Raw genomic sequence first — 22,190 nt, forward strand, 5'->3', positions numbered from 1 at the left:
AAACGAATGCTCTCTTCAGTCAAAGCGCTCCGTTTTATACCATTTTGTTTTTCTCCTAAATAATTTATCCATAATCAAGGAATAAAATGCCCGTACGGAAATAACGAGGAACAGTTGGGAATAGGTGAAGTACGATACCACGGAAACAATGAAATTTCGAATGTTGCTCTGACCGATATCCGCGGCCAAGGCCAGGTTAATCTGCAGGACATAAATGTAATACATCAATGCCCATGCGATCATTAAGAATACAAAAATATCGCCTCCGAAAATAAAAGGAGATACGATCGACGGAACAAACAGAGCTATGATCTGATAAACGATATTCGTAATAAAAATAATGTCCGAGATTATAATAGCGATCATGAACCAGAAATAACTGGCCGCATAATACAGCACATGTAGCTTGATCCGCCAGCTTGACCTGTTAAACAGATGATGGATGTTGTCGATAATGACATGATAATTCCCTTTGGACCACCGTTCCCGCTGCCGCATGTATACACCGAGTCGCTCCGGCTCTTGCTGATAAGCCTCCGCCTGTGGCGCTAAAGCGATAAGCTGGCCCCGCGTCAAAATCTCGAAAGAAATCGCGGTATCCTCCGTTATCGCCTCCTCGTCCCAGCCTCCAATTTCCTGGATCAACGCCGACTTGACGATAAAATTAGTTCCAGGAATAGTACCGATTTTGAACAATTCCCATAAACCCGTATGATGAACCCGTTGCACAGTTACAAGCTCCAGGTTAATGCATTGGGTCAGGAAATTCTGGCTTCGGTTTCTCGCCTTGTTCCTGCCAAAGACGGCGCCATACAGCTCGGGTTCCTCCATCGCTTTCTGCACAAGGAAGGCTAATGCGTTACGTTCCGGTGCGGCATCCGCATCATAGATGCAAAGCCACTCCCCGGTGGCCAGTTGTCGAGCATCGTTCAACGCTCCGGACTTGCCGCCCTTCCCCGTTCGTTCAAGAATCATAAAATCCCGGTCGCGATAAGCTTCCTTGTTCTTCAATACCTTCAAATTGTGGGCCGTCCGATCCGTACAGTTATCGGCAATCACGATGATTTGTATTTTATCGGCCGGATAATTAAGCTGCAGGATGTGCTCTACCGTAGATGCTATTACGATTTCCTCGTTGTGGGCCGGTACAAGTACGCTGACCGTCGGGTAATTGTCCATATTTTCCGGGATCGTCAGCGGAGATCGATTCTGCCTGAAAATAAATTTAATCGCACCCGCCATAATTACGATAGCTTCCAGGACCGCAATCCAAATACTGATCACGGAGAAAATCAAGAAGAAATCAGACATTCGGCTTCCCCCGATCGTATTTTTCAATGACTCTGACACGAAATACGAGTGTGAAGATCGTTAATATAATGACCGCAAGGGTAAATATCGAGGAGACGATGATGCAAAGAATGATGAACCATTGATAGTCAATCATGCTGCCACTTCCTTTCGACCGCTACTGGTAGTCTATATATACTCCGCAATCAGGTCCGTCTCCGTGCCTCTTTCCAATGCGTTAATGACATCATCGGTTTGCAAAAAGAAATCGGCCCGATCCAATTGGAATCCTAGCGTTGCCGAACGTACCACGAGTTTCAGGGGCTGTCCCTTTTTATCTTGAAAATCAAGGCTCATCATCGCGTTTTTCACTCGCTCCGCCACCACCGAAAAGAAGCTGCGGTCCGTCAGCGGACAGAGGATGATGAAGCGTCCCATATCGATCGAAAACTTGGAATCCTCCATCCGGATTTGCTGCTGGATCGTGTTGGAGATCTCAAGCAGAAATCTCGAATAACGCTCTGGACCTAGCGATTCCAAAACGAGCGGCAAAAACTCAATTTTAAATATAGCTAGGGAGAAATCATATTTCTCCGGATATCGTCTAGCTAAGTTAGTTTGCTTAGACAACAGGTCCGCAAAGGCTTCTTTGTTCCCGAGCCCTGTGTCCAGATCAATGGTCGGGTTCTTATCATTCAAATCTTTCAATCGAACCATCATATTTTTCGTCCGGATCAGTCCATTGTTTAAAAACGAGGCTACAAGTACATTCGCGGGAATAAGTAGCAGCCAAGACACTTCAAGCAGATCGCTGCGTCCATGGGTTGTCAGCCACACCAGATACGTGACGGCAAAAATAAAAACCAGTACGACCGAGTAGCCGACCGGCAATAGCAAGCCCATGGCGATCGCCGCGATCGCCCCAATGCTTGCAGCCATTTCCCAGCCAGAAAAACTCTGATCCATGTACAGATTTGCATATACCGCCAATTGTTCAAGCAGTAAAAGGGCCATCAGGCTGAGGAAACCGATATCTATTCTCCGAAGCTTCTTTTGATGTTCCAAGATATACCTCCTTACCAGTCGGGTGAACCCACATATTACCTTCGCTGGAAGACTGTTTTCTATTAAATTAAACTTTTATTGATGTTCTGATGCATTTTTCATATAGACGATTTCAGCCAAAAGAGGTACAAGATTATCGAATAAATGCGAATTTTGATCAAATACATAGCCGCCTTCAAATCGGGGGTCATTGTCCCGCATGGCTATCATGTATGGGTAAAGCTGCTCCGCCCAAGCACGATCCTTAATTTCGGAGGCCAGCAATATGGCCAATCCGTATACAGCCGGAGATTCGTAATTTACCGACGGTTCTCTGGTCTCCCGGTCATAACGCCCGGGGAGCATGTCCCGCGCGGTCAGTTCCTGTTTAAGAAACGCGGTAAGCGGCTCCACGGATTTCCCCAGCTCCGCCAGATGAATTCCCACGATTAATTGATCGATTAAATTGATCTCCTGGTCGTAGCGGTACATGCGTGAAGTGACTTGAAACGCTTTAGGAAAGAACTTCCCGTCATTAGGTATGTTGAGCAGCAAATCCGTATGCTTGTCCAGCATACCGCGGTCTATCAGCCCGTGCCGCTGCATCGCCTGCAACGCTGCCGTATCCACGTAAACCAAGCTCAGCTCACCTGCTGAAGTCTCATGCTTGAAGTCATGATAATCGACAAAATAACCCTCTACCGTCAACGAGGACCGCAGCGTTTTCGTTAATTTTTCGGCCGTATCCAGAACCTCCTTCTCCTGCCAGAGGTCATAGGCGTCCAGGAGAGCACCTATGATTCTGAAATCATCACCAAGTGCACTGGTGTTCACCTCGGCCTTTCCGTCGGGTTGGAGCTTCCAGTACACGTAATTTTGAGGCGAAATAAATAGCTCCTGCAACAGCTTGAAGCTTCTGTCAAAGCGCTGCTTATCCTTATTAAGGACCGCCGCTTGCATCCACAGTCCCAATGACTCCGACAAAGCTTCGTGTCCGGCCACAACATCCGGGTTGTCGGATTCGAAATCCTGAAGATACGAGGCTAACGTCCCGTTCGGATTCGTCATATATTTCTCTACGAAAGCGATGGTTGACGAAGGCTCCCGCCGATCGTTTTGCCGAATATATATGAAAGTCACTAAAGCCAGAACCAGAGCCAAGATCATGAATATAAAAATAGTGTTTTTTCTTCGTCCGGCAATATACGGTCTTAGTTTCATCTCCCCACCCCTATCCTGTATTAATAATGATATAAACTTCCAATTGTTATATATAACTTTTTATCCTTCCTAGTTCCGGAGTTAGATGAATTTAATATAGAAAAAGCCTGCCCATAAATATGGACAAGCTTTTAAAACCAATATTTAGCAAGATACAAAAAGAACACGCAGTAACCAGCCAACGATAAAGCTCCACAAACCCTTCCTGCAACTGATAAACCTGCACCTTGATCATTTGAACTTTGTATTTCGTTAAGTGATTGCCTGGACAATATCAGTGCCGCTATGGCAAGGACAAATCCAAATAGAGGTATTACTAATGATAAAACTCCTAGTATTAAACTGGCGACAGATTTAGGATTAATTCGTTCAGGGGAAGTTCTATACAGGGCGTTCACCCTCCTTTATCCTAAATAATATTAAGGATTCAAAATAATTACAACCCACATTTGCCAATAAGTTGATCCTCAAATAGCTCTGGTCGCCCAGAGCTGTTTGTTTGCTATTTTGAATATTTTTGCTCCGCTTGTTCAATGAATGTATTTAAGTCTTCAAATTTATTTTCAGGGTCAAGTCCGAAGAATACCCCCGAATTTATATCTTTAAAGAATCTCCCTTGCCCACCAAACTCCAGTAACGTCTTGGTGCCGTCTTTACTTGTTATCTCCATTATCCTGTAGAAATCTGCAGTTGCTGCCCCCATATACGCAGGTGAATTGTTCAAAACATCAACTATTTCCTTGATATCTTTGTGATTATCAATAACTGCGGTCGTCTCTTGCTTTATGTCTTTAGCAACCGGATTATCCAAAATCACTATGCTGGAAACTTCTTCACTTGATATTTTGAACAGGTCATCCTCATATTCTATATTCTTTGAAGTCAGCAGGCTTTCGTGATTGGATAGATGATTTGAACTCTCTTCAACGTTTGATTTTGAGCAAGAAATTAAGATCATCGAAAGAGCAACGATTATTCCCAACAAATAAAAACCTCGGAAGGGTTTCATGACCATCCCCCTATATTAGTGATACCTTTATGACTGGATGGAATACGGAAAGGTTGCAGAGGTGTTTTGACTCAAATTGAGCAGACAAGGTTCGGTAATTTGGGCTGGAGCAAACATTGATGCAAAAAGGAGTGATCGCAAGGTGAATTACTACTACACCTGGCAGCCCTCTACTAATACAAAAATTGTTACCGATTTAACCAAGGCTCTAAACGGTGAGTATCATGCTATTCACTGCTATGAGCAGTTAGCAAATCAGGCTCCAAATCAAGAAGTAAAAATCGAATCCTTGAAATAAGGAATGATGAAATAAGACACTATCAATTGATCTCCCCTTTCTATATATCTCTGACGGTGAATAAATTCTCCCCTCAACTAACTGAACCTTGTGCTGCCGATTTTAGAAGCGGAGTGCTTGCATCCTTTAAGGATGAGCAAGAAACGGTGGACCTTTATCATAGAATCGCAAGAGAATCCAATGATTCTCTCATCAGAGATACGTTCCAACAAGCAGCGGCCGACGAACAAAATCATGCGGTTTGGTTTTTGTATTTTATGAATCATTAGTAGTTTGCAGGAAAACCCTTGAGGCATTTAGGCTTCAGGTTTTTTTAGTACAAATAAACCGCATTATTTAAGCTTTATTGATTCATTATCTTCATTTGTGTTTAAATCATTAGTTGCTGGACTGGCTGACTCAGTTTGTCGTTGGGGATTGATTACAGTTCCAGACGAGTAATTATTAATTAAGGAGATTCTCAATGAGTAAGGAAGACAAAGTATTTTATCTTGGGATTGGGCTTGTTATCTTAAGTTTTATTCTGACGTTACTCTTCGGAAAAGAATCAATCCCTATCTTCTTATTTTCAGCACTTTCACTTTTTGTACTTGGTTATGGCTATTATTTTAAGTCGAAAGCAGATAAAAAACGAACTGAACTTCAAGCTGAAGCAGAGCTAAACGAAAAGGAGTAACGGTAACTAACACTGACCCTATTCGTATCATATTTCGTATCAATGCACCCGCCTGCATCACTAAAATAGCGGTGTATTCTTCGCATAAAAAAACCTTGAAGCCGAACGCCTCAAGGCTTTTTAGTATGATCTGAAGTAGGCTAACCCCCTGATGTCCCCATCCTATTAAAAGGAACATTCCATAGGACTAGTATTAATGTAGTACAATTTAAAATGATAAAGAAAATAAGATTCATTGGAGAATAAAACATATATAATAATTCAGAAACGAAGGTGGAAATATGGAGGATCTCTCTAGTTTAGATAAATTGGAGTCCATAAAATCTTTAGAATCGACTATCAGAAAACTCGAAAATGCTTTTTCCCAGATGGCTCAAAAAGGCGCAAACACAACACTAGTAGAGAAACGTCTGAAAGCTGTTACCATTGGCTTGGCTATGCTTGAGCAAGTTTGGAATCAAAAGCCTCATGATTACACCCAACACGATTTAGTAGAAGCTCGGAATGTTCTTATTGGTTTAACCCCATCCGTGGAAACTAGTTATGCTAAATCAAAAGAAGGCAGTCCACAAAGAACGCTTTTAGAACGGAGACTTAAAGCGTTAGGTTTAGTTGTTCAAGCGATTAACGATGCTTCTATAAAGTAGATTAGTTTGTATATACATCCGTCTACCGAAATCACCGAGAGTTGACCTTTTATGAACTTTGAGGACAGTATTATCGGAGATACAATCATCAACTCCTCACCTTCTTTCTAGGTAAATAAAAAGAATGCCCATAAGGCACTCCGTAAAAAAGATAAAATAACAAAGAACCCTTACGCCGTAAGGGTTCTTTAAGTATGATCTGTAGTGGGCTCGAACCACTGACCCCCACCCTGTCAAGATGGTGCTCTCCCAGCTGAGCTAACAGATCAGATATATAGTGAAGACAAAATTTATCTTATCAGGGCGGAGTGCGGATGTCAAACCTTTTTTGCCGCAACCTTGGATAAAATCACCCCCGTGAAGCAAAATAAAGGAACCTTGAGGATGGCCGCATCCAGCTGTGTTGGATGACAACATGTTCTGTAATGGAGGAAATGTATTAATGTTTAAAAAACGAACTGTGCTCGCCCTTGTTATTGCCTTGTCCGCAGTTTCGTCTCCGCTGCAGGCTAAAGCTGCTTCCTACCCCGCTGCCCAGATGAAAGACCGCAGTTATTATGAGGAGCGGGGCGACATTGTCTGGGAGGTACCGACCGAAGAGAAATATATGGCACTGACTTTTGACGACGGTCCCGATCCCCAACAAACTTTAAAAATCATGGAAGTCCTGAAGCAATACGACGCTAAAGCGACCTTTTTCCTGGTTGGCGACCGGGTGGAGCGTTACCCCGAAGTTGTCCGTCAGGAGCTGCAGGAAGGGCACGAAATCGCCAATCATTCCTTCCGCCATCCCTCCTTTCAGGGCCTGCCCGGCAATTCTATGGAAAATGAGTTAGTTAAGACCCAGGACGCCATTTACAAGGCAACGGGACAAAAGCCAGTGCTCTTCCGGCCGCCAGGAGGCTTCTATAATGAGAAGATCATTCAGCTTTCGAAGGACCATCATTTACAGATGATATTGTGGTCTTGGCACCAGGACACTAAAGATTGGAGAGCTCCGGGCGTCGGGCGGATCGCAAACAAGGTGCTGAATAATGCAAGGAACGGTGATATTGTCCTGATGCATGATTTTGTCTATAACAGCAATCAAACCGCGGAAGCGTTAAAAATCATTCTCCCCGAGCTAAAAAAACGCGGATACTCGTTCGTTACGATCTCGGAATTGCTTTCTCACAAGGTTGCGCCGAAGAACCATATCAAGGTCAGCCATTAATGCCTTAACGGGCTCACATGATATTCATTGATGGAGAAGGCGCCCCCTTCTCCATTTCCATGCCAACCGTTCATAAGGAGAACATGACGGAGAATATGGTTAATGTATAGGTGACAAAGGAGGGATAGCATGGAGGAACAATCTTCTGCCGAAAATCGCTATGTTCAGCAGCACTTGGCGAATGAACGGACCTTCCTCGCTTGGATCCGTACGAGCATCTCCATCATCGGCATAGGTTTTCTGGCCGCCGGGCTCGTTTTCAACTCTACCTATAGCGGAATCGCCAGACTGTTCTCCATTATAACGGGCATGGGTTCCCTTATATTCGGAATCTCAATTATTATTGCGGCGACCTTGGAATATCGGCTCAAACGGGGGCAAATCAACAGGAATATCTTCCGGTCTTCCTATATTATCGTAAGCCTCATGCTTATTTTGATGCTGATAATTTTCGGCCTTCTTTTTTTTCTGATGTATTTTCTGCTGTTTGCGTAAACGTACGTACCTCATTGATTCAAGGCTCTATCAGGAGGTTATCGGTTTACATAGAAACTGAAGACAAAGCGCACACTCTAAGAATAGGATTTTACGGAAAGGAAGAGATTGCTATGAGTAAGCAAAAAGAAGAATTTGAAGGTCTGGGTTACGGTCCGGGCGTGGACCCGATCCCTACCCCGGACAATGATTCCGTGTCAGCCACGGGCAAGCTGGAAGAGGTGGTCGATGCCTTGTTAAATAATTCGAAGGAAGATCAGCAAGACAAAAATCAACGTCAGGAACAAGCGGATGTATCAAACCGGACAGCGGATAAATGAAAAATAGAGCCCGGCGCAAATCCTGCGCCGGGCTTCTGTCATATTTATTTAGTGTGCAGTCCAACCGCCGTCCGCCGTAAGCACGGCTCCGTTTATGAAGCTGGCCTCATCGGATGCCAGGAACAGTGCGGCATAGGCGATTTCTTCCGCTTCGCCCATAGGAGCGGTTCCGGCCCGACCGATAGCTTCCATGCCAAGCTGATTCGGCGCGGTAATCGTTCCGCTGATGGCCGTGTTTACGCCGCCCGGTGCAATGGCATTCACGCGAATTCCTTTCAGACCGTATACGGCAGCCGTATTTTTCGTAAGTCCGATCAAACCGTGTTTAGAAGCCACATAAGCTGCACCGCCTCTGGCTCCAAACAGTCCGCCGACGGAAGCATTGTTGACGATGACACCCTTGCCTTTATCCAGCATAATCCGGATTGCTGCACGCGAAGCATACATCGGCCCGTTGAGATTGACTCCAAGGACACGTTCCCAGTGTTCGTTCGTGATTTCTCCGACCGGAATAAAGTTGTCCATAATTCCTGCATTGTTGACCAAAATGTCTACGGTGCCATAGGCATCCACAGTCCGGTCTATCAATTGCTGCACATCGGATTCCTTGGCCATATTGGCCATAACCCCTAATACCTCGCCTCCAGCATCCTTTATGGACGCCGTAACTTCATTAACTCGTTCCTCATTAACATCCGACACCACCACCTTGGCTCCCTCTTTGGCAAACAATTCCGCAATGGCTCTCCCCATACCGGAACCCGCTCCGGTCACGATCGCCACTTTGTTGGACAGTCTCATCTAGCTTACCTCCCGTTTGGTGTTTTTGATCATATGTTAAATATAGCCAACTACCATAAAACAATACAAAATTTAAACTTTCAATTCAATGTTAAATCAAATTAAAATACTAAAATTTTTATAATTGTGATTTAAATCACATACCATGTGAAAATTATCACTTATACTTAAGACATCAAAGATGATCATCCAAAAACAAACAAATACAAACAAGGAGTGGTAATTATGTTTAACAATTTCCTCAGAACTAACAAATACGCAATGTGGTTTTTAACCGTACTTCGGATATACCTAGGATACCAATGGATCACAGCCGGTTGGCACAAAATTACAGGCGGATTCGACGCCGCGGGCTTCCTGAATGGAGCGATCGCTAACAGTACCGGAGAACACGCAGCCGTTCAAGGTTGGTGGGCCACATTCCTGCAACATGTAGCACTTCCTAACGTAGACATCTTCAACGTTATGGTTCCTTACGGTGAATTCTTGGTAGGCCTGGGCCTGATACTCGGAACATTCACTACTTTCGCAGCCCTGATGGGACTGGTTATGAACGCCGCCTTCCTATTCTCGGGTACAGTAAGCACCAACGCACAAATGCTCTTGCTTGAAGTACTTATCGTCGTAGCTGCCGCTAACGCCGGAAAAATCGGCCTTGACCGTTATGTTCTCCCTTACCTCCGTGGGTTATTCCACAAAAAAGAAACTGTTAATCCCGTAATCCCGGCTCCAAAACAAGGGATGAAAGTAAAACATACGGCATAACGCCTCAGTCCACATAAACAATACAAAAAGCCAGGGATACTAGTCCCTGGCTTTTGTATTGCCTATTTTATTCGAAGGCAGATTCCCTTCACTTTATACTGTCAGAGCTGCTTCGCCATCCCTTATAGCATAGGGCTGCGATACAACCTCCCGCCAGAAAGCCGCCGACAATGTCGCTGGTGTAATGCACGCCTAGGTACAACCTGCTTAATCCGATCAACAGAATTATCACAAGCACCGCTGCTCCGCAAGCTCGAATCCAGCCTTGACGAGATCGCAGCAGAATCAGGGCGATCATTCCGTAAAAAGCGATTGAAACCATCGCGTTTCCGCTCGGAAAGCTGAACCCGTCCGGTTCCACCAGACGGTCCCACAGCTGGGGTCTCTCCCGGTGATACAGCACTTTAAGACCTTTATTGACGAGCCAGCCGGCTGCGAGGCTGACCGTTAGCCATACGGCTGTCCGCCAACGCCGGAGCAATAGTGTAATGATCAGCACAATGGCAAAAACAACGATATATCCCGTCGTTGTGCCCAGTTCCGACACCGATTTTATTGCCGGATTTAAACTCTCCATCCTGAGACCATAGAAAAAGTCACCGATCCCCCGGTCGATCGACTGCAAGCCTTCTGTATGTATACCGAGTCCAAGCAGAACAAAACAGATAGCCGTTATTCCGGCCGTAAGCCAAATTTTCACCTAGTACTTCCTCCCCCATGGTAACACCAAGCTCATTGTACAAGAATTGCTCTAATTCAGGTCATCAAAAATCGTGCGCTCCGCTTTAATCGGATAACGAACTCCCCGCTCCCATGCCAACTCGAATGCTTCAACCTGTTGGCCTGGCGGAACGTCCGGCCCCAGTTTACCGAATACCCGCTCAATGCTGAGAATTTGCGATTCATGAGCTGCCAGCGCCCGGCGCTTAACATCCCAGTTTCCATTCTCCGCAATTTTGACGACGCTCGAGGTATTCGCTTCGTATGAGCTCAATTGGTTATAGTACAATTTTTGTACCGAAGGGGCCTGACCTCCGAAAACGACATCATTTACGGCATGATGAATGACAATATGATCCGCATGCCCGGAAATACCGTCCTCCGGAAAAGTAACGACCACATCCGCCTCATGACGCCGCAAAAAGTCGGCAATCTGCTCCCGCAACGCGGCCGGATCCGCTTCCTTCAACTTCCCGTCTCCCATCCCCGCCTGCTCCAAAGTCGTTATGCCCAGAATTTCAACCGCCTTATCAAGCTCGATATCCCGCTTTGCCGCCAATTCTTCACGCGTCATTTCGCCTAAACGTCCGGTCTTTCCCGCGTCTCCCCGGGTCGCCGTAAACAAGACAGGAAGGTCGCCCCCATCGGCGATTTCCCGGATCAGATAAGAACAGCCGAACGTCTCGTCATCGGGATGTGCATAAATGAAGGCCACGGTTCTGTTTTTTTTCATCTTCAATTTCCTCCTTAATCTTCTGTGCAATATTTACTATACTTACTATACTTTAATATTGACTAAGTTGATAAAATTCACTACAATTCAGTAGAATCTAATATAGACGGGTGATCTAACATGAGTCAACATGCATATCGCATTTTGTTATTTTATAAATTTACACCGATCGCTTCCCCGGAAACTTTCACGGCGGAGCATCTGCAGTATTGCAAGGATTTAGGCCTGAAAGGCCGCATTCTCATCGCTTCCGAAGGAATTAACGGCACCGTCTCCGGTACGATCGAGCAAACGGAGCGTTATATGGCCGATCTTCGCGCCATGCCGGAGTTTAAAGATATCGTGTTCAAGATTGATGAATCTGAAGGCCATGCGTTCAAGAAAATGTTCGTCCGCCATAAGCAGGAACTAGTTACCTTCCGCTATGAGCATGAATTGGATCCGAACACGTTGAGCGGCAAACGCTTGTCTCCGACTCAGTTCTACGAGCAGCTTCAAGACGAAGACGTGATCGTGATCGACGGACGAAATGATTACGAATTCGACATTGGCCACTTCCGCGGAGCGATCCGTCCCGAAGTGGAGTCTTTCCGGGAGTTCCCTCAGTGGATCCGCGAAAACCTGAGCGAGCATAAAGATAAGAAGATTTTGACTTACTGCACGGGCGGCATCCGCTGCGAAAAACTGACCGGCTTCTTGCTCAAAGAAGGATTTGAGGACGTGGCCCAGCTGGAAGGCGGAATTGTTACCTACGGGAAGGATCCCGAGGTTCAAGGGCGGTTGTTTGACGGTAAATGCTACGTGTTCGACGAACGTATTTCCGTTCCCATCAACCAAACGGATGAAGATATCGTTATTGCCAGCTGCCATCACTGCGGGGTTACTCATGACCGTTATATCAACTGTCCAGTATGTAACCTCCAATATGTATGCTGTGAAGATTGCGAAGATGAGCATCAGGGCTTCTGCTCCGACGCGTGCATGGAAGCCGTGCAGGCTGTTAAGCACGGCTGATCTTGCGCCCCGAGAGGAGTGTATGTCTTGAATCAACCAAAGGATTTGTCTACCCGCGACCGGATTTTGCAAATGATGAAAACCTCCGGTCCCCTCAGCACCAAAGAAATCACCGGACAGCTCGGCATTACGGAAATGGCGGTTCGCCGCCATCTCGGTACGATGGAGCGCGACGGTCTGATCGAGTCGAAAATGGTACGCCAGACGCTTGGACGTCCTACCGCCGTATACGGGCTGACCGAACTGGCTGAAGGGTTATTTCCTAAAAAGTATCATACCCTGACCCTGGATCTGCTCGATGAATTGGAACAGGAGTACGGCGAAGAAACTGTAAATCGTCTGTTTGACCGTCGCAAGGATAAGCTTAACCGGCAGTACGAAGCCGACATGCAGGGAAAAGACCTCTTGGAGAAAGTCCAGCGGTTAGCGGAAATCCAAAACGAAAACGGCTATATGACGGAATGCGAAACCCAGGAAGACGGCAGTTTCGTTCTCATGGAGCACAACTGCCCCATTTCCCAAATTGCAAACCGTTATAACCACGCTTGCGAATGCGAGCTCAAGCTGTTTGAATCGCTATTGGATGCCAAAGTAGAACGCACGGAATGCCTGGCTCAGGAAGGGCGTAAATGCGTTTATGTAATTAAGCCGTCATAGCTGCATACCTGCAGTCCACACATAAAACAACCTCCGATCATCCGCAACTGCGGCTTCGGAGGTTGTTTTGTATATCTGTATTTTAGTTTATATATTATGGAATGCCTTCAACTCTTCCTCGATCGATTGCCTGATCAGAGCAATGCACTCTTCGGTTGTCTTGGCAAATACCTTATTCCCGTTGACCATTGCGTAAGGTCTAAGTTTACACAGGCCGCATAAATTCATACAGTCCGACCGAAGCACGGCGATTTCTGGATATTCTTCCTCCAGCTCCTCCAGCTCCAACGCGCTCATCAGATTGCTGTCGCACACTTCCACGACAACGATGCCCATATTCAATTTTCATTCACCTCAAAACTGAAATTATCTATATCCGATGACTCATTATGATAAAACAAGCCCCGTTTGTCAATGCAGGCCATGATTTAACATACTTAATATACATTTATGTTGACTAAGCCGCAATGGATAATTATAATAGGGAGTGTTCAAAATAACTTTTACATATCTATGGAGAGGATGATAAACAATGGCACATCAATTACCAGCACTTCCTTATGCAAACAACGCACTTGAACCGCATATCGACGAACAAACTATGATGATTCACCATGACCGTCACCATAATACTTACGTAACGAACCTGAATGCGGCGCTTGAATCCGCACCTGAGCTTCAATCGAAATCCGTAGAGGAACTGATCGCCGATCTGGACAGCGTTCCGGAAAGCATCCGTACAGCAGTCCGCAACAACGGCGGCGGCCATGCGAACCACTCCCTGTTCTGGGAAACGATCGGACCAAACGGCGGCGGCCAACCATCCGGTAAGCTTGCTGACGCTATCAACAGCGAACTCGGCGGCTTCGACAAATTCAAGGAAGATTTCTCGAAAGCAGCTACGACTCGTTTCGGTAGCGGCTGGGCATTCCTTGCGGTAGACGCTGCAGGCAAATTGTCCGTGTACAGCTTGCCGAACCAAGACTCCCCGATCATGGAAGGCAAAACGCCAATCCTTGGCCTCGACGTATGGGAGCATGCTTACTATTTGAAATACCAAAACAAACGTCCTGATTACATCGCAGCTTTCTTCAACGTAGTCAACTGGTCTGAAGTTGAGAAACGTTATGAAGCTGCTTTGAACAAATAATATTGACGTAAACAAGAAGACGGTTGGTCCGGGTATCACGCCCGTGTCCAACCGCCTTTTTTATTTCCGCCCCTTTCAATGAACCGACCCTTGTACGGAATTGCCGAGAACTAAGGTTGGCCGCACATACTGATGGATCGCATCCCGGGATGTCCCGGACAGCGACAATAGCAAGTTTGCCGCGGCATCGCACATTTCCTCTTTTTCTACCCGCATTGTGGTCATTTTGAGGCCGCCCTCTTCCTCATATTTGAGATCATCGAAACCGACAATGGATATGTCGGCAGGGACATGAAGTCCTCTCTTCCTCATCTGTCTCGCGAGCAGATACGCAATCCGGTCGTTGCCGCAGAAGAATGCGCCCGGTTTCTTTTCCAGCCCGTCCAGAAACATCCCGATCTCCTGCTCCGTGTAATCAAAACCCGGTGAAGATGTCAAAATAAAACGGTCACTGATGATAAGCCCATTATCTTGCATCGCCTTCCAGTATCCGAACCAACGCTCCTCATGGCTGGTCGTCAAATTGGTCGGCCCGATAAATCCGATCTCCCTGTGGCCGGCCTGAATCAGGACCGATACCGCCTCATAAGCCCCTTCGATATTCGCCGAGGCAACTACCGGACAAGGAAAATCCCGATGGTAAGAATCAAGCATAACCAATGGGGTGTCCAGTTCCCAAACGGTCCTGGCATATCCCCTGTCCACGATTCCGAATAAAATAATACCGTGATAGAAAATTTCAGAGCAATGCCGTGGCAGCTCAAGCCGGGACTCCATATCCCGGTCGACGGGCGCAATCACCGCGTTCAGTCCTTTTTTACGGATACTTCGTTCCAAGCCCCAGATCATATCATGGTAAAACTGAAAATGATCGTTATCCTGGTAACTCATAATTCGCTCGGGAACCAGCACCAGAATATTCCCGCTCTCGGGCGGTTTATCCGAATATGAACCATAGCCCATCTCCCGGGCCGTTTGCAGCACCCGGTTTCGCATCTCCTCGCTGACGCCTTTCTTGTTCAACAAGGCCAGCGATACTGCATTCTTCGATATTTCCAGGTGATCGGCGATATCCTGCATGGATACTTTCTTTTTACGGCCCATGTTCTTTTCAATCCTTCCGAAACATGATAAACTATGCTCAATATTACTTTACAAATTTAAGTTTTGTCAAGTTTGTCAAGTAACGAAACTAAACTAGTACCGTACATCTGGAGGTAATAACTTTTGAGTTACGCAGTTGGCATTGACATCGGAGGTACGAAAACCGCCATCGGTCTCGTCGACCAAAGCGGGCAGGTCCTTGCAAAGAACACGCTGCCCACAGATCAATCCGTTGCTCCATCCGAAATGGTGGACCGGATCGCGGCGGCCGTCAAACAGCTCGCTCAGGCGGCCGGAATCAAGGAATCGGATATTCTCGGCATCGGCATCGGGGCCCCCGGGCCGCTGAACACCAAACTTGGAGAGATCACGGAACCGCCGAATATGCGGGGATGGTGGGGCTTCCCCATCGTTGAGTCCTTCAAACGGCATTTTGAACTGCCGATATCGTTTCAGAATGACGCCACGGCCGCAGCTTTGGCGGAGAAGTGGATCGGCGCCGCTAAGAATGCCGAAAATTTCGTCTACATCACGATCAGCACGGGCATCGGCGCAGGTATTTATAGCCATGGCAAGCTGATTACCGGTGCAACCGGAAATGCCGGAGACGTCGGTCATTTGGTGGTCGATCCTACGGTTGGTACTTGCGTTTGCGGACAGCAAGGATGTTGGGAATTCGTAGCCTCGGGCACGGCCATCGCCAGACAAGCCAGCGAGCTACTGGGGCGCACCGTCACCTCGAAAGAAGTGTTCGATTTGGCCTTGAACGATAAAGATCCCGACATGGAACGGCTGGTCAATCAGGTGTTCCGCAATATCGGCATCGGCTGTGTCACTCTGATCAACACGCTGGACCCCGAGTTGCTTGTGATCGGCGGTGGCGTGTCGCAAATCGGAAGCCCGCTGTTTGACACTGTAAAGGATTATGTCTCACACCATGCCCTGAATCCTTCGGGTCGCAATACACCGGTCATTCCGGCAGCTTTACAGCAGGAGGCCGGCCTGATCGGCGCGGCGGCTCTTGTTCATTTGAATTATTAATACGAGGAGGAACTTTATCCATGAATCAACCTATTTTTTTGGAACCCGTATTTCAAGAACGAATCTGGGGCGGTACCAAGCTGCAGCAATTGTTCGGCTACGAAATTCCTAATGACCGCACGGGCGAGTGCTGGGCGATATCCGCTCATCCTAACGGCCAAAGCGTTGTTAAGAGCGGCCCATATCAAGGCCTGAAACTCGGCGAGCTGTGGAATTCCCACAAAGAGCTGTTCCGTTCGGATTCCGCCGTATTCCCCTTGCTCACCAAAATTTTGGATGCCTCTGACGATCTTTCGGTCCAAGTCCATCCGGATGACGAATATGCGGGCAAACACGAGAACGGCGAGCTGGGCAAAACCGAGTGCTGGTATATCGTCGATGCCGAGCCGGGAGCCGTCATCATTTACGGACATGGAGCCAAGTCGAAGGAACAGCTCGTACAAATGATCGAGGACGGCGAATGGAACGATTTGCTGACCCAGGTCCCTGTAAAAGCCGGAGATTTCTTCTACGTGCCGAGCGGTACCATTCATGCGTTAGGCAAAGGAATCGTGGTCCTGGAAACCCAACAAAGCTCGGACACGACTTACCGGGTATACGATTATGACCGCCGGGATAAAGACGGCAACCTGCGCGACCTCCATTTGGAGAAAGCCATTGACGTTACATCCATTCCTCAGGCGTACGAGCCGGTCCAATACAGCAGTAAGGAATCCGACGGACTGTCCGTGACTACCTTTGTATCCAATTCCTTCTTCACCGTGGAAAAATGGAACGTAACCGGAACCGCAAATGTACCGGCTAATGAGAAATATACGATTTGCAGCGTAATTGAAGGCCAAGGCAAGCTCTCCGTCGAGGATCAGGAATATTCGCTGGCTAAGGGCGACCATTTCATCCTGCCGGTCGATTTCGGACCTTTCCAAATCGAGGGCGAACTCATGCTGATTATTTCTCGCGAAGGCGAGTAAAAACGAAACTCCCTTCTCATATAAAAAAAGACGCCCAAGCTGTCTACGGAGACAGCCGGGCGTCTTTTTTGAGTTGACTTAATTCAGCAGTTTAACGTCGCAAATAACGTTCCTCAATGATATCAAAATGATGAATGGAATGACCGGCGATAATATAGGCCAGTGCCCGTGCCGATCCCGGATGGTCGCTAAACGTGCCGATACGTGCCCAAGCTTCGTCATCGAGCTGCCGAATCAGAGATAGAGTCGCGATCCTTACGGCAGCAAAATCCTGCAGCAAAGCGTTTACCGTCTGGCGGTCCGCATGCGCATGGCTCACAAACAGATTTTCCTCAAACCCTGGCAGCGGCGTCGTATCGCCCCGGGCAATCCGAAGAAGCCGGTAGCTCATAATGCGTTCCGTATCCGAAATATGCCCCAGCACTTCTTTAAGACTCCATTTACCTTCCGCATACCGGTAGGATCCTTGTTCCTCCGTAATTTGCCCCAGCCGCTGGATCACTTCGTCAACCTGCTTTTCCAGAAGGGAAGGCAGATTCCCTTCCGGTACCTTTTGAATGTAAGGTTCGAAATGCGTTGCATATTCCCCTGCTTGCGGTTTTTCCAACATCGTTCATCTCTCCCTTTGTTTATGTAGTCAATCTTCCCAAACTTCATCCATCAACTTTCCGATTTGCCTTGTTCGGTCTTCGGTCTGCTTCAGATCCAGGATCCACTTCTCTCCGTTCCAAACCACGATATCCCCGGCCTTAGCTTTTTCATCCATCTGCTGCCGCGGAACATCCTTCGTCTGTCCATCGATCTCGAGAATGCAGAAATCCCCTTCAAAGCCCTCCACAATCGCCTGCATAGGCGGTTCACCTCTCTGTCGTGATCTCGTAGTTTTGTCCATCCGATGCAATTTCGATCGTCCCCTGCAAGTCATTCCGATAAACCTCGACTCCATTTTTGTTCAACCGATTCAGAATCTCCTGTTTGGGGTGACCATAAGAATTGTCTCCAACCTGAATTACGGCAAACTTCGGAGAAACCTGCTGCAAAAAAGAAAGCGACGTGGACGACTTCGACCCGTGATGCCCCACAAGCAGTACATCAGCCCGTAAGTCCTTGCCTGAAGCCATCATGGCCTTCTCGCTCTCGCGCTCGGCATCGCCCGTCAGCAAGAAGGACGTTCCGCCATAAGACACTTTGAGCACAGCGCTCATGTTGTTGCTGTCATCGCTGATTTCTACAGGAGCAAGCATTTCTACCTTTACCTCGTCATCCCAGTCTAGGCTGAGGCCGCTTCGGGCGCTCTTGACCTTAAGACCTTTACTCCGAATCGATTGGAGCAATGACTCGAAGGTCTTCGTGTTGCTCTGGATTTTCGGCATGTAAATGGCGCCAATCTCATGATGATCGATCACGGCATCCAACCCGCCGATATGGTCCGCGTCAGGATGCGTGCCCACCATGATATCGATCCGATCAACACCAAACTGCCTTAAGTAATCCAGCATTTGCTGCTCCATGTTGTTATTGCCTGCATCCACCAGCATCGTCCGTCCCGAAGGGCTGATCAGCAGTTGTGATGCGCCTTGGCCGACATCCAGAAAAATGACGCGCAGCTTGTTCCCGGACGATGAGGACACAGGAGACGAACCATTGCCCCCTTGAACTGAAAAATCCCCCAGATTTAAAGCACATCCGGATAACAAAGACCAAATAACAACCGTGCAAATTCCAGTTAAAATACGTGTCCGCCAAAAACTTTTACGTCTAATCATAGATGATTTAATTCCTCTTCCTCTTCCTAAAATCCCTTTTTTATACTATAGCACAGGCAAGCCGCTGCCTTACAGTCATAGATGGCAAATAAAAAGACAGCCCGCCTTCATATTGGAAGGCAAGCTGCCGTAACTTGAAATCTATTTGACCGTTACTCGAACCGTAACCGTCTTCCCGTCATACACGCCTTTAATTGTAGCGCTGCCTTTGGCAACCGCTTCGATTTTGCCAGCCGTGACTTTGGCCACGGAAGGCTTCGAGCTTGTCCAAGAAGCACTTCCTGTTACGGAGGACTTCTTGCCGTTGTCATACTCCGCCGTCACAACTACCGTTTTAGCGGAGCCTGGCGCCAGTTTCAAACTCTTCTCATCCACGGTAAGCTTCATCAGCTTCGGTACTACGCTGACCTTCACGCTTACGTCATACCCCTGGTAAGAGCCTTTAAGCGTCGCGGTACCTTCCGCCACAGCTTTAACGGAAGTCGAAGAGATTGTCGCTACCTCCGGATCGGAAGATTCCCATCCTACTTTGCTTGACAGATTCACGGTTTTGCCGTCTTTATAGAATCCGGTTACTTTAATTGCCTTGGTCTTCTTTACATTCAATGTAATATTGACCGGATCAACGACGACCTTGACGATCTTTTGTTCGATCGTAACTGGAATGCTGATCGTCTTGTTAGAGTACGTTCCTTTCAGGGAAGCCGTACCTTTGGTCAGTCCTTTAATCACTTTTCCGGTAGTCGTCGTTTTGATGACGGCGTTGGAACCCGAGACACTCCATTCGATAGAATCGGATACGCTAGCTTCTTCTCCGTCTTCCCAAACAACGTTCACTTCAGGAAGCTTCGTTTCTTCTCCGATAACGATGCTAAGCTTCTCGTCTTCCGTGATCAGCGCCAGCACCTTTTCCTTTACGGTAAGCGTTACTGTAATTTCCGTACTGCGGATTTGCGCCGGCGAGGTTACTCCCGTCTCCGGCAGCTTCGCGGTCAAGGTTACCGTGCCTTTATCTTCCGCAACGATCTTGCCGTCTTTGATTTTGGCAACTTCTTCATTGCTTGACGTCCATTTTACTTCCTTGCTGAAATCCACTTCTTCTTCATCCAGCTTCGTTGCCGTTACTTTCGGCAAACTGATCGATTCGCCCTTAAAGAGATCCAGTTCCTTCTTCTCAATAGCCAACTTGGTGATCGTCGGGTTCACGGTAACTTTGAAGGACTTGCTGATCCCTTTATAACTTACCTTAATCGTTGTTGTTCCAGCCGTCTTGGCGGAAATGTCCCCGCCGGAGACTGTAGCCACAAGCGGATTGGAGGAAGTCCAGGTCGCATCCGAACTCACGATAACCGATTCGTTCACGCCGCTTCTAACTTCAGCGTCAACTTCCAGCGTCTCGCCGATGAACATCGACTGATCGCCGGAAGGATCAAGCAGAATAGCTTCAAAAGGTGTACGAACATACACGTCGGTTTGAGCTTTTACGCCGAGATAATCGACGGTGATCGTTGTTTTACCAACGGTCAGTGCCTTGATTTTACCCTTCTCGACCGTAGCAACCGCCGTATCGGATGAAGTCCAATTCGCTTTATCGCTCACGTCCGACTTGGAGGTGCTGTCGCTGGCCAACGTGGATTCCGCCTTCAACGTAGCTTCGCTGTCGCCAACGACCAGCTCGATATCCTCGGCAGGCAGTTCCTTAACTACGTCATCGCTGCCTTTAACGAGATATTTCAGTGTCAATTCGGAATAAGGCGAGCTAACGGTAGCTTTGTAAGTCGCCGTAAGGCCCGAATATTTCGCGGTAATGGTCGCCGTTCCTTCGCCTACAAGGGTGATTTGCCCTTTCTCAATGGTCAGGACGCCGGAGTTGGAACTGGACCAGTCCGTATCCGCGGTTACGTCCTTCGTAGCGCCGACAGAGCCTTCGATCGCGGCCAGCGCTTTTACGGTCAGGTTTTTATCGCTGGTCCCCAGCTTGTATTTCCCTTTTTGGGAATATTCGAGCGTTAATTCCTTGTAGGAATCTTTTGCAGTGACTTGAATGCTGGACTTAGGGCCTTGTGCGTGATCCGCCCAGATCGTTACCGTCCCCGCTTTTAACGGTGTCAAAAATCCATTCGTTACTTTAACGATTTCGCTGTCACTCGATGACCAGCTTACCGCATTCGTCAAATCTTTCTTTACGGTGGAGCCTTCGGTTGTTCCCCATGCTTTAAGCTGTTTTGTCTTGCCTACCGTAAGTTCAACCGTTGTTCCCGAACCCTCGATGTCAATCGACACTACATCGCCGGTTGCCGCAAACGCGCCGCTTGGAAATGCTGCGGTAAGCAGCAGTACCATCGCCAGGAGCCAACCTGTCATCTTCCTCTTAGCAGTCATTCATTTCTCTCCTTTAATTCCATCTTTGCCGGAAAACCTTCCTTTCCGGGCCTATGCGTTTTATATCGGTTTTTAGGATATTTTCAGTAACCTTTTTAGCCAAAAACGAGACCTTGGTCCTATTAATATTTTTAATCCTCCGTCATATTCGCCGACCAATCGATGGGTGCTTCCCCCTGCTGTTCCAAAAAAGTATTCATTCGTGAAAACGGACGGCTTCCGAAGAAGCCTCTTCTTGCCGCCAGCGGGCTGGGATGTGCCGAAGTTATAATTTCATGCCGGGTCGTATCGATCATCTGCCCTTTTTTCTGGGCATGGCTCCCCCATAGCACAAACACAACCGGCCGTTCGCGGCGGTTCAATGCTTCGATCACGGCATCCGTAAATCTCTCCCAACCTTTTCCCTGGTGCGAACCGGGCTGTCCGTCCCGCACCGTCAGCACCGTATTCAGCAGCAGCACTCCCTGCTGCGCCCATGGCGTCAACGTTCCCGTTGTCGGGGCCGGGCAATCGAGATCGGTCGCCAACTCCTTATACATATTGCGGAGCGACGGAGGAATCCGGACTCCCGGCAGTACGGAAAAGCTGAGCCCATGCGCCTGACCCGGTCCGTGGTATGGATCCTGTCCCAAAACAACCGCCTTCGTATCTTCATAGCTTGTCAGCTTCAGCGCCTGGAATAAAAACTCCCTAGGCGGATATACTGTGTGCTCCTCATATTCCCCGTCAAGCCAGTTCATCAGCTCTTTAAAATAGGGCTTGCCCAATTCTTCCTTAAGCACCTCGTCCCAATCGTTTCCGAACATCATCAAGTCTCCTCCCCGGCTGTTATTGAAAATAAATTCACGTATCAATTAAGATTACAACAGCATT

General features: G+C 47.6%; 28 protein-coding genes and 1 tRNA gene. 12 read left to right on the forward strand and 17 right to left on the reverse strand.

Going from position 1 to position 22,190, the window contains the following annotated elements; genetic code table 11:
• Window positions 1-15: 15 nt before the first annotated feature.
• The 6 genes from KB559_RS01015 to KB559_RS01040 form a co-directional block, all read right to left on the reverse strand.
• Entirely contained in the window at window positions 16-1,311 is a 1,296-nt protein-coding gene (locus KB559_RS01015) for a glycosyltransferase family 2 protein (protein ID WP_211019735.1), read from the reverse strand.
• A complete protein-coding gene (locus tag KB559_RS01020) occupies window positions 1,304-1,447 on the reverse strand; it encodes a hypothetical protein (RefSeq protein WP_211019736.1) in 144 nt (47 codons plus the stop codon). Before KB559_RS01020 ends, KB559_RS01015 begins: the two co-directional genes overlap by 8 nt.
• Before the next feature lie 32 nt (window positions 1,448-1,479).
• The gene (locus KB559_RS01025) at window positions 1,480-2,355 is read right to left on the reverse strand and encodes a diguanylate cyclase domain-containing protein (protein WP_244861392.1); all 876 of its coding nucleotides are present in this window, start codon (window positions 2,353-2,355) and stop codon (window positions 1,480-1,482) included.
• A 75-nt stretch (window positions 2,356-2,430) separates the two neighbouring features.
• On the reverse strand, window positions 2,431-3,555 hold the full coding sequence (locus tag KB559_RS01030; protein WP_211019737.1) for a glycosyl hydrolase: 1,125 nt from the start codon (window positions 3,553-3,555) through the stop codon (window positions 2,431-2,433).
• A 131-nt stretch (window positions 3,556-3,686) separates the two neighbouring features.
• Window positions 3,687-3,953, reverse strand: coding sequence for a DUF4190 domain-containing protein (locus KB559_RS01035; RefSeq protein ID WP_348772873.1), 267 nt, complete (start codon window positions 3,951-3,953; stop codon window positions 3,687-3,689).
• 104 nt (window positions 3,954-4,057) lie between these two features.
• Entirely contained in the window at window positions 4,058-4,564 is a 507-nt protein-coding gene (locus KB559_RS01040; protein ID WP_211019738.1) for a hypothetical protein, read from the reverse strand.
• 76 nt (window positions 4,565-4,640) lie between these two features.
• On the opposite strand from KB559_RS01040, the gene KB559_RS25530 reads away from it, so the two are divergent.
• The 3 genes from KB559_RS25530 (at window position 4,641) to KB559_RS01055 (ending at window position 6,185) form a co-directional block, all read left to right on the forward strand.
• Window positions 4,641-4,862: a ferritin-like domain-containing protein gene (locus KB559_RS25530; RefSeq protein ID WP_481856405.1), complete on the forward strand. Its 222-nt coding sequence runs from the start codon at window positions 4,641-4,643 to the stop codon at window positions 4,860-4,862.
• A gap of 463 nt (window positions 4,863-5,325) precedes the next feature.
• Window positions 5,326-5,538, forward strand: a complete 213-nt coding sequence (locus tag KB559_RS01050; protein WP_211019739.1) for a hypothetical protein — start codon at window positions 5,326-5,328, stop codon at window positions 5,536-5,538.
• Window positions 5,539-5,819: 281 nt separating this feature from the next.
• Complete coding sequence (locus KB559_RS01055) at window positions 5,820-6,185, forward strand: hypothetical protein (RefSeq protein ID WP_211019740.1); 366 nt, start codon at window positions 5,820-5,822, stop codon at window positions 6,183-6,185.
• A gap of 195 nt (window positions 6,186-6,380) precedes the next feature.
• On the opposite strand, the gene KB559_RS01060 is transcribed toward KB559_RS01055, so the two are convergent.
• Window positions 6,381-6,453 (reverse strand) — tRNA-Val (locus KB559_RS01060).
• A gap of 174 nt (window positions 6,454-6,627) precedes the next feature.
• Between KB559_RS01060 and KB559_RS01065 the strand changes: the two genes are divergently transcribed.
• From KB559_RS01065 to KB559_RS01075, 3 genes are all read left to right on the forward strand, one after another.
• Window positions 6,628-7,398 (forward strand): polysaccharide deacetylase family protein, encoded by a 771-nt coding sequence (locus KB559_RS01065; protein WP_211019741.1) that lies wholly within the window; start codon window positions 6,628-6,630, stop codon window positions 7,396-7,398.
• A 129-nt stretch (window positions 7,399-7,527) separates the two neighbouring features.
• Window positions 7,528-7,893, forward strand: coding sequence for a YidH family protein (locus tag KB559_RS01070; RefSeq protein ID WP_211019742.1), 366 nt, complete (start codon window positions 7,528-7,530; stop codon window positions 7,891-7,893).
• Window positions 7,894-8,006: 113 nt separating this feature from the next.
• A complete protein-coding gene (locus tag KB559_RS01075) occupies window positions 8,007-8,213 on the forward strand; it encodes a hypothetical protein (protein ID WP_211019743.1) in 207 nt (68 codons plus the stop codon).
• 48 nt (window positions 8,214-8,261) lie between these two features.
• Here KB559_RS01075 and KB559_RS01080 read toward each other — a convergent pair whose 3' ends face one another.
• Window positions 8,262-9,014 (reverse strand): glucose 1-dehydrogenase, encoded by a 753-nt coding sequence (locus tag KB559_RS01080; protein WP_211019744.1) that lies wholly within the window; start codon window positions 9,012-9,014, stop codon window positions 8,262-8,264.
• 225 nt (window positions 9,015-9,239) lie between these two features.
• Here KB559_RS01080 and KB559_RS01085 point away from each other — a divergent pair, with 225 nt between their 5' ends.
• The gene (locus tag KB559_RS01085; RefSeq protein ID WP_211019745.1) at window positions 9,240-9,779 is read left to right on the forward strand and encodes a DoxX family protein; all 540 of its coding nucleotides are present in this window, start codon (window positions 9,240-9,242) and stop codon (window positions 9,777-9,779) included.
• A gap of 88 nt (window positions 9,780-9,867) precedes the next feature.
• On the opposite strand, the gene KB559_RS01090 is transcribed toward KB559_RS01085, so the two are convergent.
• Together KB559_RS01090 and KB559_RS01095 are read right to left on the reverse strand one after the other, a co-directional pair.
• Window positions 9,868-10,479 carry a phosphatase PAP2 family protein gene (locus tag KB559_RS01090; protein ID WP_211019746.1) on the reverse strand — a complete coding sequence of 204 codons (612 nt, stop codon included), beginning with the start codon at window positions 10,477-10,479 and terminating at the stop codon, window positions 9,868-9,870.
• Between the two features lie 51 nt (window positions 10,480-10,530).
• Entirely contained in the window at window positions 10,531-11,232 is a 702-nt protein-coding gene (locus KB559_RS01095) for a PIG-L deacetylase family protein (RefSeq protein ID WP_211019747.1), read from the reverse strand.
• A gap of 120 nt (window positions 11,233-11,352) precedes the next feature.
• Here KB559_RS01095 and trhO point away from each other — a divergent pair, with 120 nt between their 5' ends.
• Window positions 11,353-12,246 carry an oxygen-dependent tRNA uridine(34) hydroxylase TrhO gene (trhO, locus tag KB559_RS01100; RefSeq protein ID WP_211019748.1) on the forward strand — a complete coding sequence of 298 codons (894 nt, stop codon included), beginning with the start codon at window positions 11,353-11,355 and terminating at the stop codon, window positions 12,244-12,246.
• A 27-nt stretch (window positions 12,247-12,273) separates the two neighbouring features.
• The gene (locus KB559_RS01105; protein ID WP_211019749.1) at window positions 12,274-12,903 is read left to right on the forward strand and encodes a helix-turn-helix transcriptional regulator; all 630 of its coding nucleotides are present in this window, start codon (window positions 12,274-12,276) and stop codon (window positions 12,901-12,903) included.
• 87 nt (window positions 12,904-12,990) lie between these two features.
• Here KB559_RS01105 and KB559_RS01110 read toward each other — a convergent pair whose 3' ends face one another.
• Window positions 12,991-13,239: a YuzB family protein gene (locus KB559_RS01110; RefSeq protein WP_211020210.1), complete on the reverse strand. Its 249-nt coding sequence runs from the start codon at window positions 13,237-13,239 to the stop codon at window positions 12,991-12,993.
• 196 nt (window positions 13,240-13,435) lie between these two features.
• Between KB559_RS01110 and KB559_RS01115 the strand changes: the two genes are divergently transcribed.
• Window positions 13,436-14,053, forward strand: a complete 618-nt coding sequence (locus KB559_RS01115; RefSeq protein ID WP_211019750.1) for a superoxide dismutase — start codon at window positions 13,436-13,438, stop codon at window positions 14,051-14,053.
• Between the two features lie 75 nt (window positions 14,054-14,128).
• On the opposite strand, the gene KB559_RS01120 is transcribed toward KB559_RS01115, so the two are convergent.
• Window positions 14,129-15,157, reverse strand: coding sequence for a LacI family DNA-binding transcriptional regulator (locus KB559_RS01120; RefSeq protein WP_211019751.1), 1,029 nt, complete (start codon window positions 15,155-15,157; stop codon window positions 14,129-14,131).
• Between the two features lie 123 nt (window positions 15,158-15,280).
• On the opposite strand from KB559_RS01120, the gene KB559_RS01125 reads away from it, so the two are divergent.
• Both KB559_RS01125 and manA read left to right on the forward strand, forming a co-directional pair.
• A complete protein-coding gene (locus KB559_RS01125; RefSeq protein ID WP_211019752.1) occupies window positions 15,281-16,198 on the forward strand; it encodes an ROK family protein in 918 nt (305 codons plus the stop codon).
• 20 nt (window positions 16,199-16,218) lie between these two features.
• Complete coding sequence (gene manA, locus KB559_RS01130; RefSeq protein WP_211019753.1) at window positions 16,219-17,169, forward strand: mannose-6-phosphate isomerase, class I; 951 nt, start codon at window positions 16,219-16,221, stop codon at window positions 17,167-17,169.
• Window positions 17,170-17,260: 91 nt separating this feature from the next.
• Here manA and KB559_RS01135 read toward each other — a convergent pair whose 3' ends face one another.
• From KB559_RS01135 to KB559_RS01155, 5 genes are all read right to left on the reverse strand, one after another.
• Window positions 17,261-17,779 carry a DinB family protein gene (locus KB559_RS01135; protein ID WP_211019754.1) on the reverse strand — a complete coding sequence of 173 codons (519 nt, stop codon included), beginning with the start codon at window positions 17,777-17,779 and terminating at the stop codon, window positions 17,261-17,263.
• Between the two features lie 27 nt (window positions 17,780-17,806).
• Complete coding sequence (locus KB559_RS01140) at window positions 17,807-18,019, reverse strand: DUF3006 domain-containing protein (protein ID WP_211019755.1); 213 nt, start codon at window positions 18,017-18,019, stop codon at window positions 17,807-17,809.
• Window positions 18,020-18,026: 7 nt separating this feature from the next.
• Window positions 18,027-18,800, reverse strand: coding sequence for a ComEC/Rec2 family competence protein (locus KB559_RS01145; RefSeq protein WP_348772874.1), 774 nt, complete (start codon window positions 18,798-18,800; stop codon window positions 18,027-18,029).
• Between the two features lie 276 nt (window positions 18,801-19,076).
• On the reverse strand, window positions 19,077-21,299 hold the full coding sequence (locus KB559_RS01150) for an Ig-like domain-containing protein (protein WP_348772875.1): 2,223 nt from the start codon (window positions 21,297-21,299) through the stop codon (window positions 19,077-19,079).
• A gap of 149 nt (window positions 21,300-21,448) precedes the next feature.
• A complete protein-coding gene (locus KB559_RS01155; RefSeq protein ID WP_211020211.1) occupies window positions 21,449-22,123 on the reverse strand; it encodes a uracil-DNA glycosylase in 675 nt (224 codons plus the stop codon).
• Between the last annotated feature and the right edge of the window lie 67 nt (window positions 22,124-22,190).

This window comes from Paenibacillus sp. Marseille-P2973 (genome assembly GCF_018101095.1).
GTDB classification, from domain to species: Bacteria; Bacillota; Bacilli; order Paenibacillales; family Paenibacillaceae; genus Fontibacillus; species Fontibacillus vini.

Coding starts and splice junctions, on each gene's coding strand:
- KB559_RS01015 (WP_211019735.1), bottom strand. CDS start 1,311: ATGTCTGATTTCTTCTTGATTTTCTCCGTGATCAGTATTTGGATTGCG.
- KB559_RS01020 (WP_211019736.1), bottom strand. CDS start 1,447: ATGATTGACTATCAATGGTTCATCATTCTTTGCATCATCGTCTCCTCG.
- KB559_RS01030 (WP_211019737.1), bottom strand. CDS start 3,555: ATGAAACTAAGACCGTATATTGCCGGACGAAGAAAAAACACTATTTTT.
- KB559_RS01040 (WP_211019738.1), bottom strand. CDS start 4,564: ATGAAACCCTTCCGAGGTTTTTATTTGTTGGGAATAATCGTTGCTCTT.
- KB559_RS01050 (WP_211019739.1), top strand. CDS start 5,326: ATGAGTAAGGAAGACAAAGTATTTTATCTTGGGATTGGGCTTGTTATC.
- KB559_RS01055 (WP_211019740.1), top strand. CDS start 5,820: ATGGAGGATCTCTCTAGTTTAGATAAATTGGAGTCCATAAAATCTTTA.
- KB559_RS01065 (WP_211019741.1), top strand. CDS start 6,628: ATGTTTAAAAAACGAACTGTGCTCGCCCTTGTTATTGCCTTGTCCGCA.
- KB559_RS01070 (WP_211019742.1), top strand. CDS start 7,528: ATGGAGGAACAATCTTCTGCCGAAAATCGCTATGTTCAGCAGCACTTG.
- KB559_RS01075 (WP_211019743.1), top strand. CDS start 8,007: ATGAGTAAGCAAAAAGAAGAATTTGAAGGTCTGGGTTACGGTCCGGGC.
- KB559_RS01080 (WP_211019744.1), bottom strand. CDS start 9,014: ATGAGACTGTCCAACAAAGTGGCGATCGTGACCGGAGCGGGTTCCGGT.
- KB559_RS01085 (WP_211019745.1), top strand. CDS start 9,240: ATGTTTAACAATTTCCTCAGAACTAACAAATACGCAATGTGGTTTTTA.
- KB559_RS01095 (WP_211019747.1), bottom strand. CDS start 11,232: ATGAAAAAAAACAGAACCGTGGCCTTCATTTATGCACATCCCGATGAC.
- trhO (WP_211019748.1), top strand. CDS start 11,353: ATGAGTCAACATGCATATCGCATTTTGTTATTTTATAAATTTACACCG.
- KB559_RS01110 (WP_211020210.1), bottom strand. CDS start 13,239: ATGGGCATCGTTGTCGTGGAAGTGTGCGACAGCAATCTGATGAGCGCG.
- KB559_RS01115 (WP_211019750.1), top strand. CDS start 13,436: ATGGCACATCAATTACCAGCACTTCCTTATGCAAACAACGCACTTGAA.
- KB559_RS01120 (WP_211019751.1), bottom strand. CDS start 15,157: ATGGGCCGTAAAAAGAAAGTATCCATGCAGGATATCGCCGATCACCTG.
- manA (WP_211019753.1), top strand. CDS start 16,219: ATGAATCAACCTATTTTTTTGGAACCCGTATTTCAAGAACGAATCTGG.
- KB559_RS01135 (WP_211019754.1), bottom strand. CDS start 17,779: ATGTTGGAAAAACCGCAAGCAGGGGAATATGCAACGCATTTCGAACCT.
- KB559_RS01140 (WP_211019755.1), bottom strand. CDS start 18,019: ATGCAGGCGATTGTGGAGGGCTTTGAAGGGGATTTCTGCATTCTCGAG.
- KB559_RS01150 (WP_348772875.1), bottom strand. CDS start 21,299: ATGACAGGTTGGCTCCTGGCGATGGTACTGCTGCTTACCGCAGCATTT.
- KB559_RS01155 (WP_211020211.1), bottom strand. CDS start 22,123: ATGTTCGGAAACGATTGGGACGAGGTGCTTAAGGAAGAATTGGGCAAG.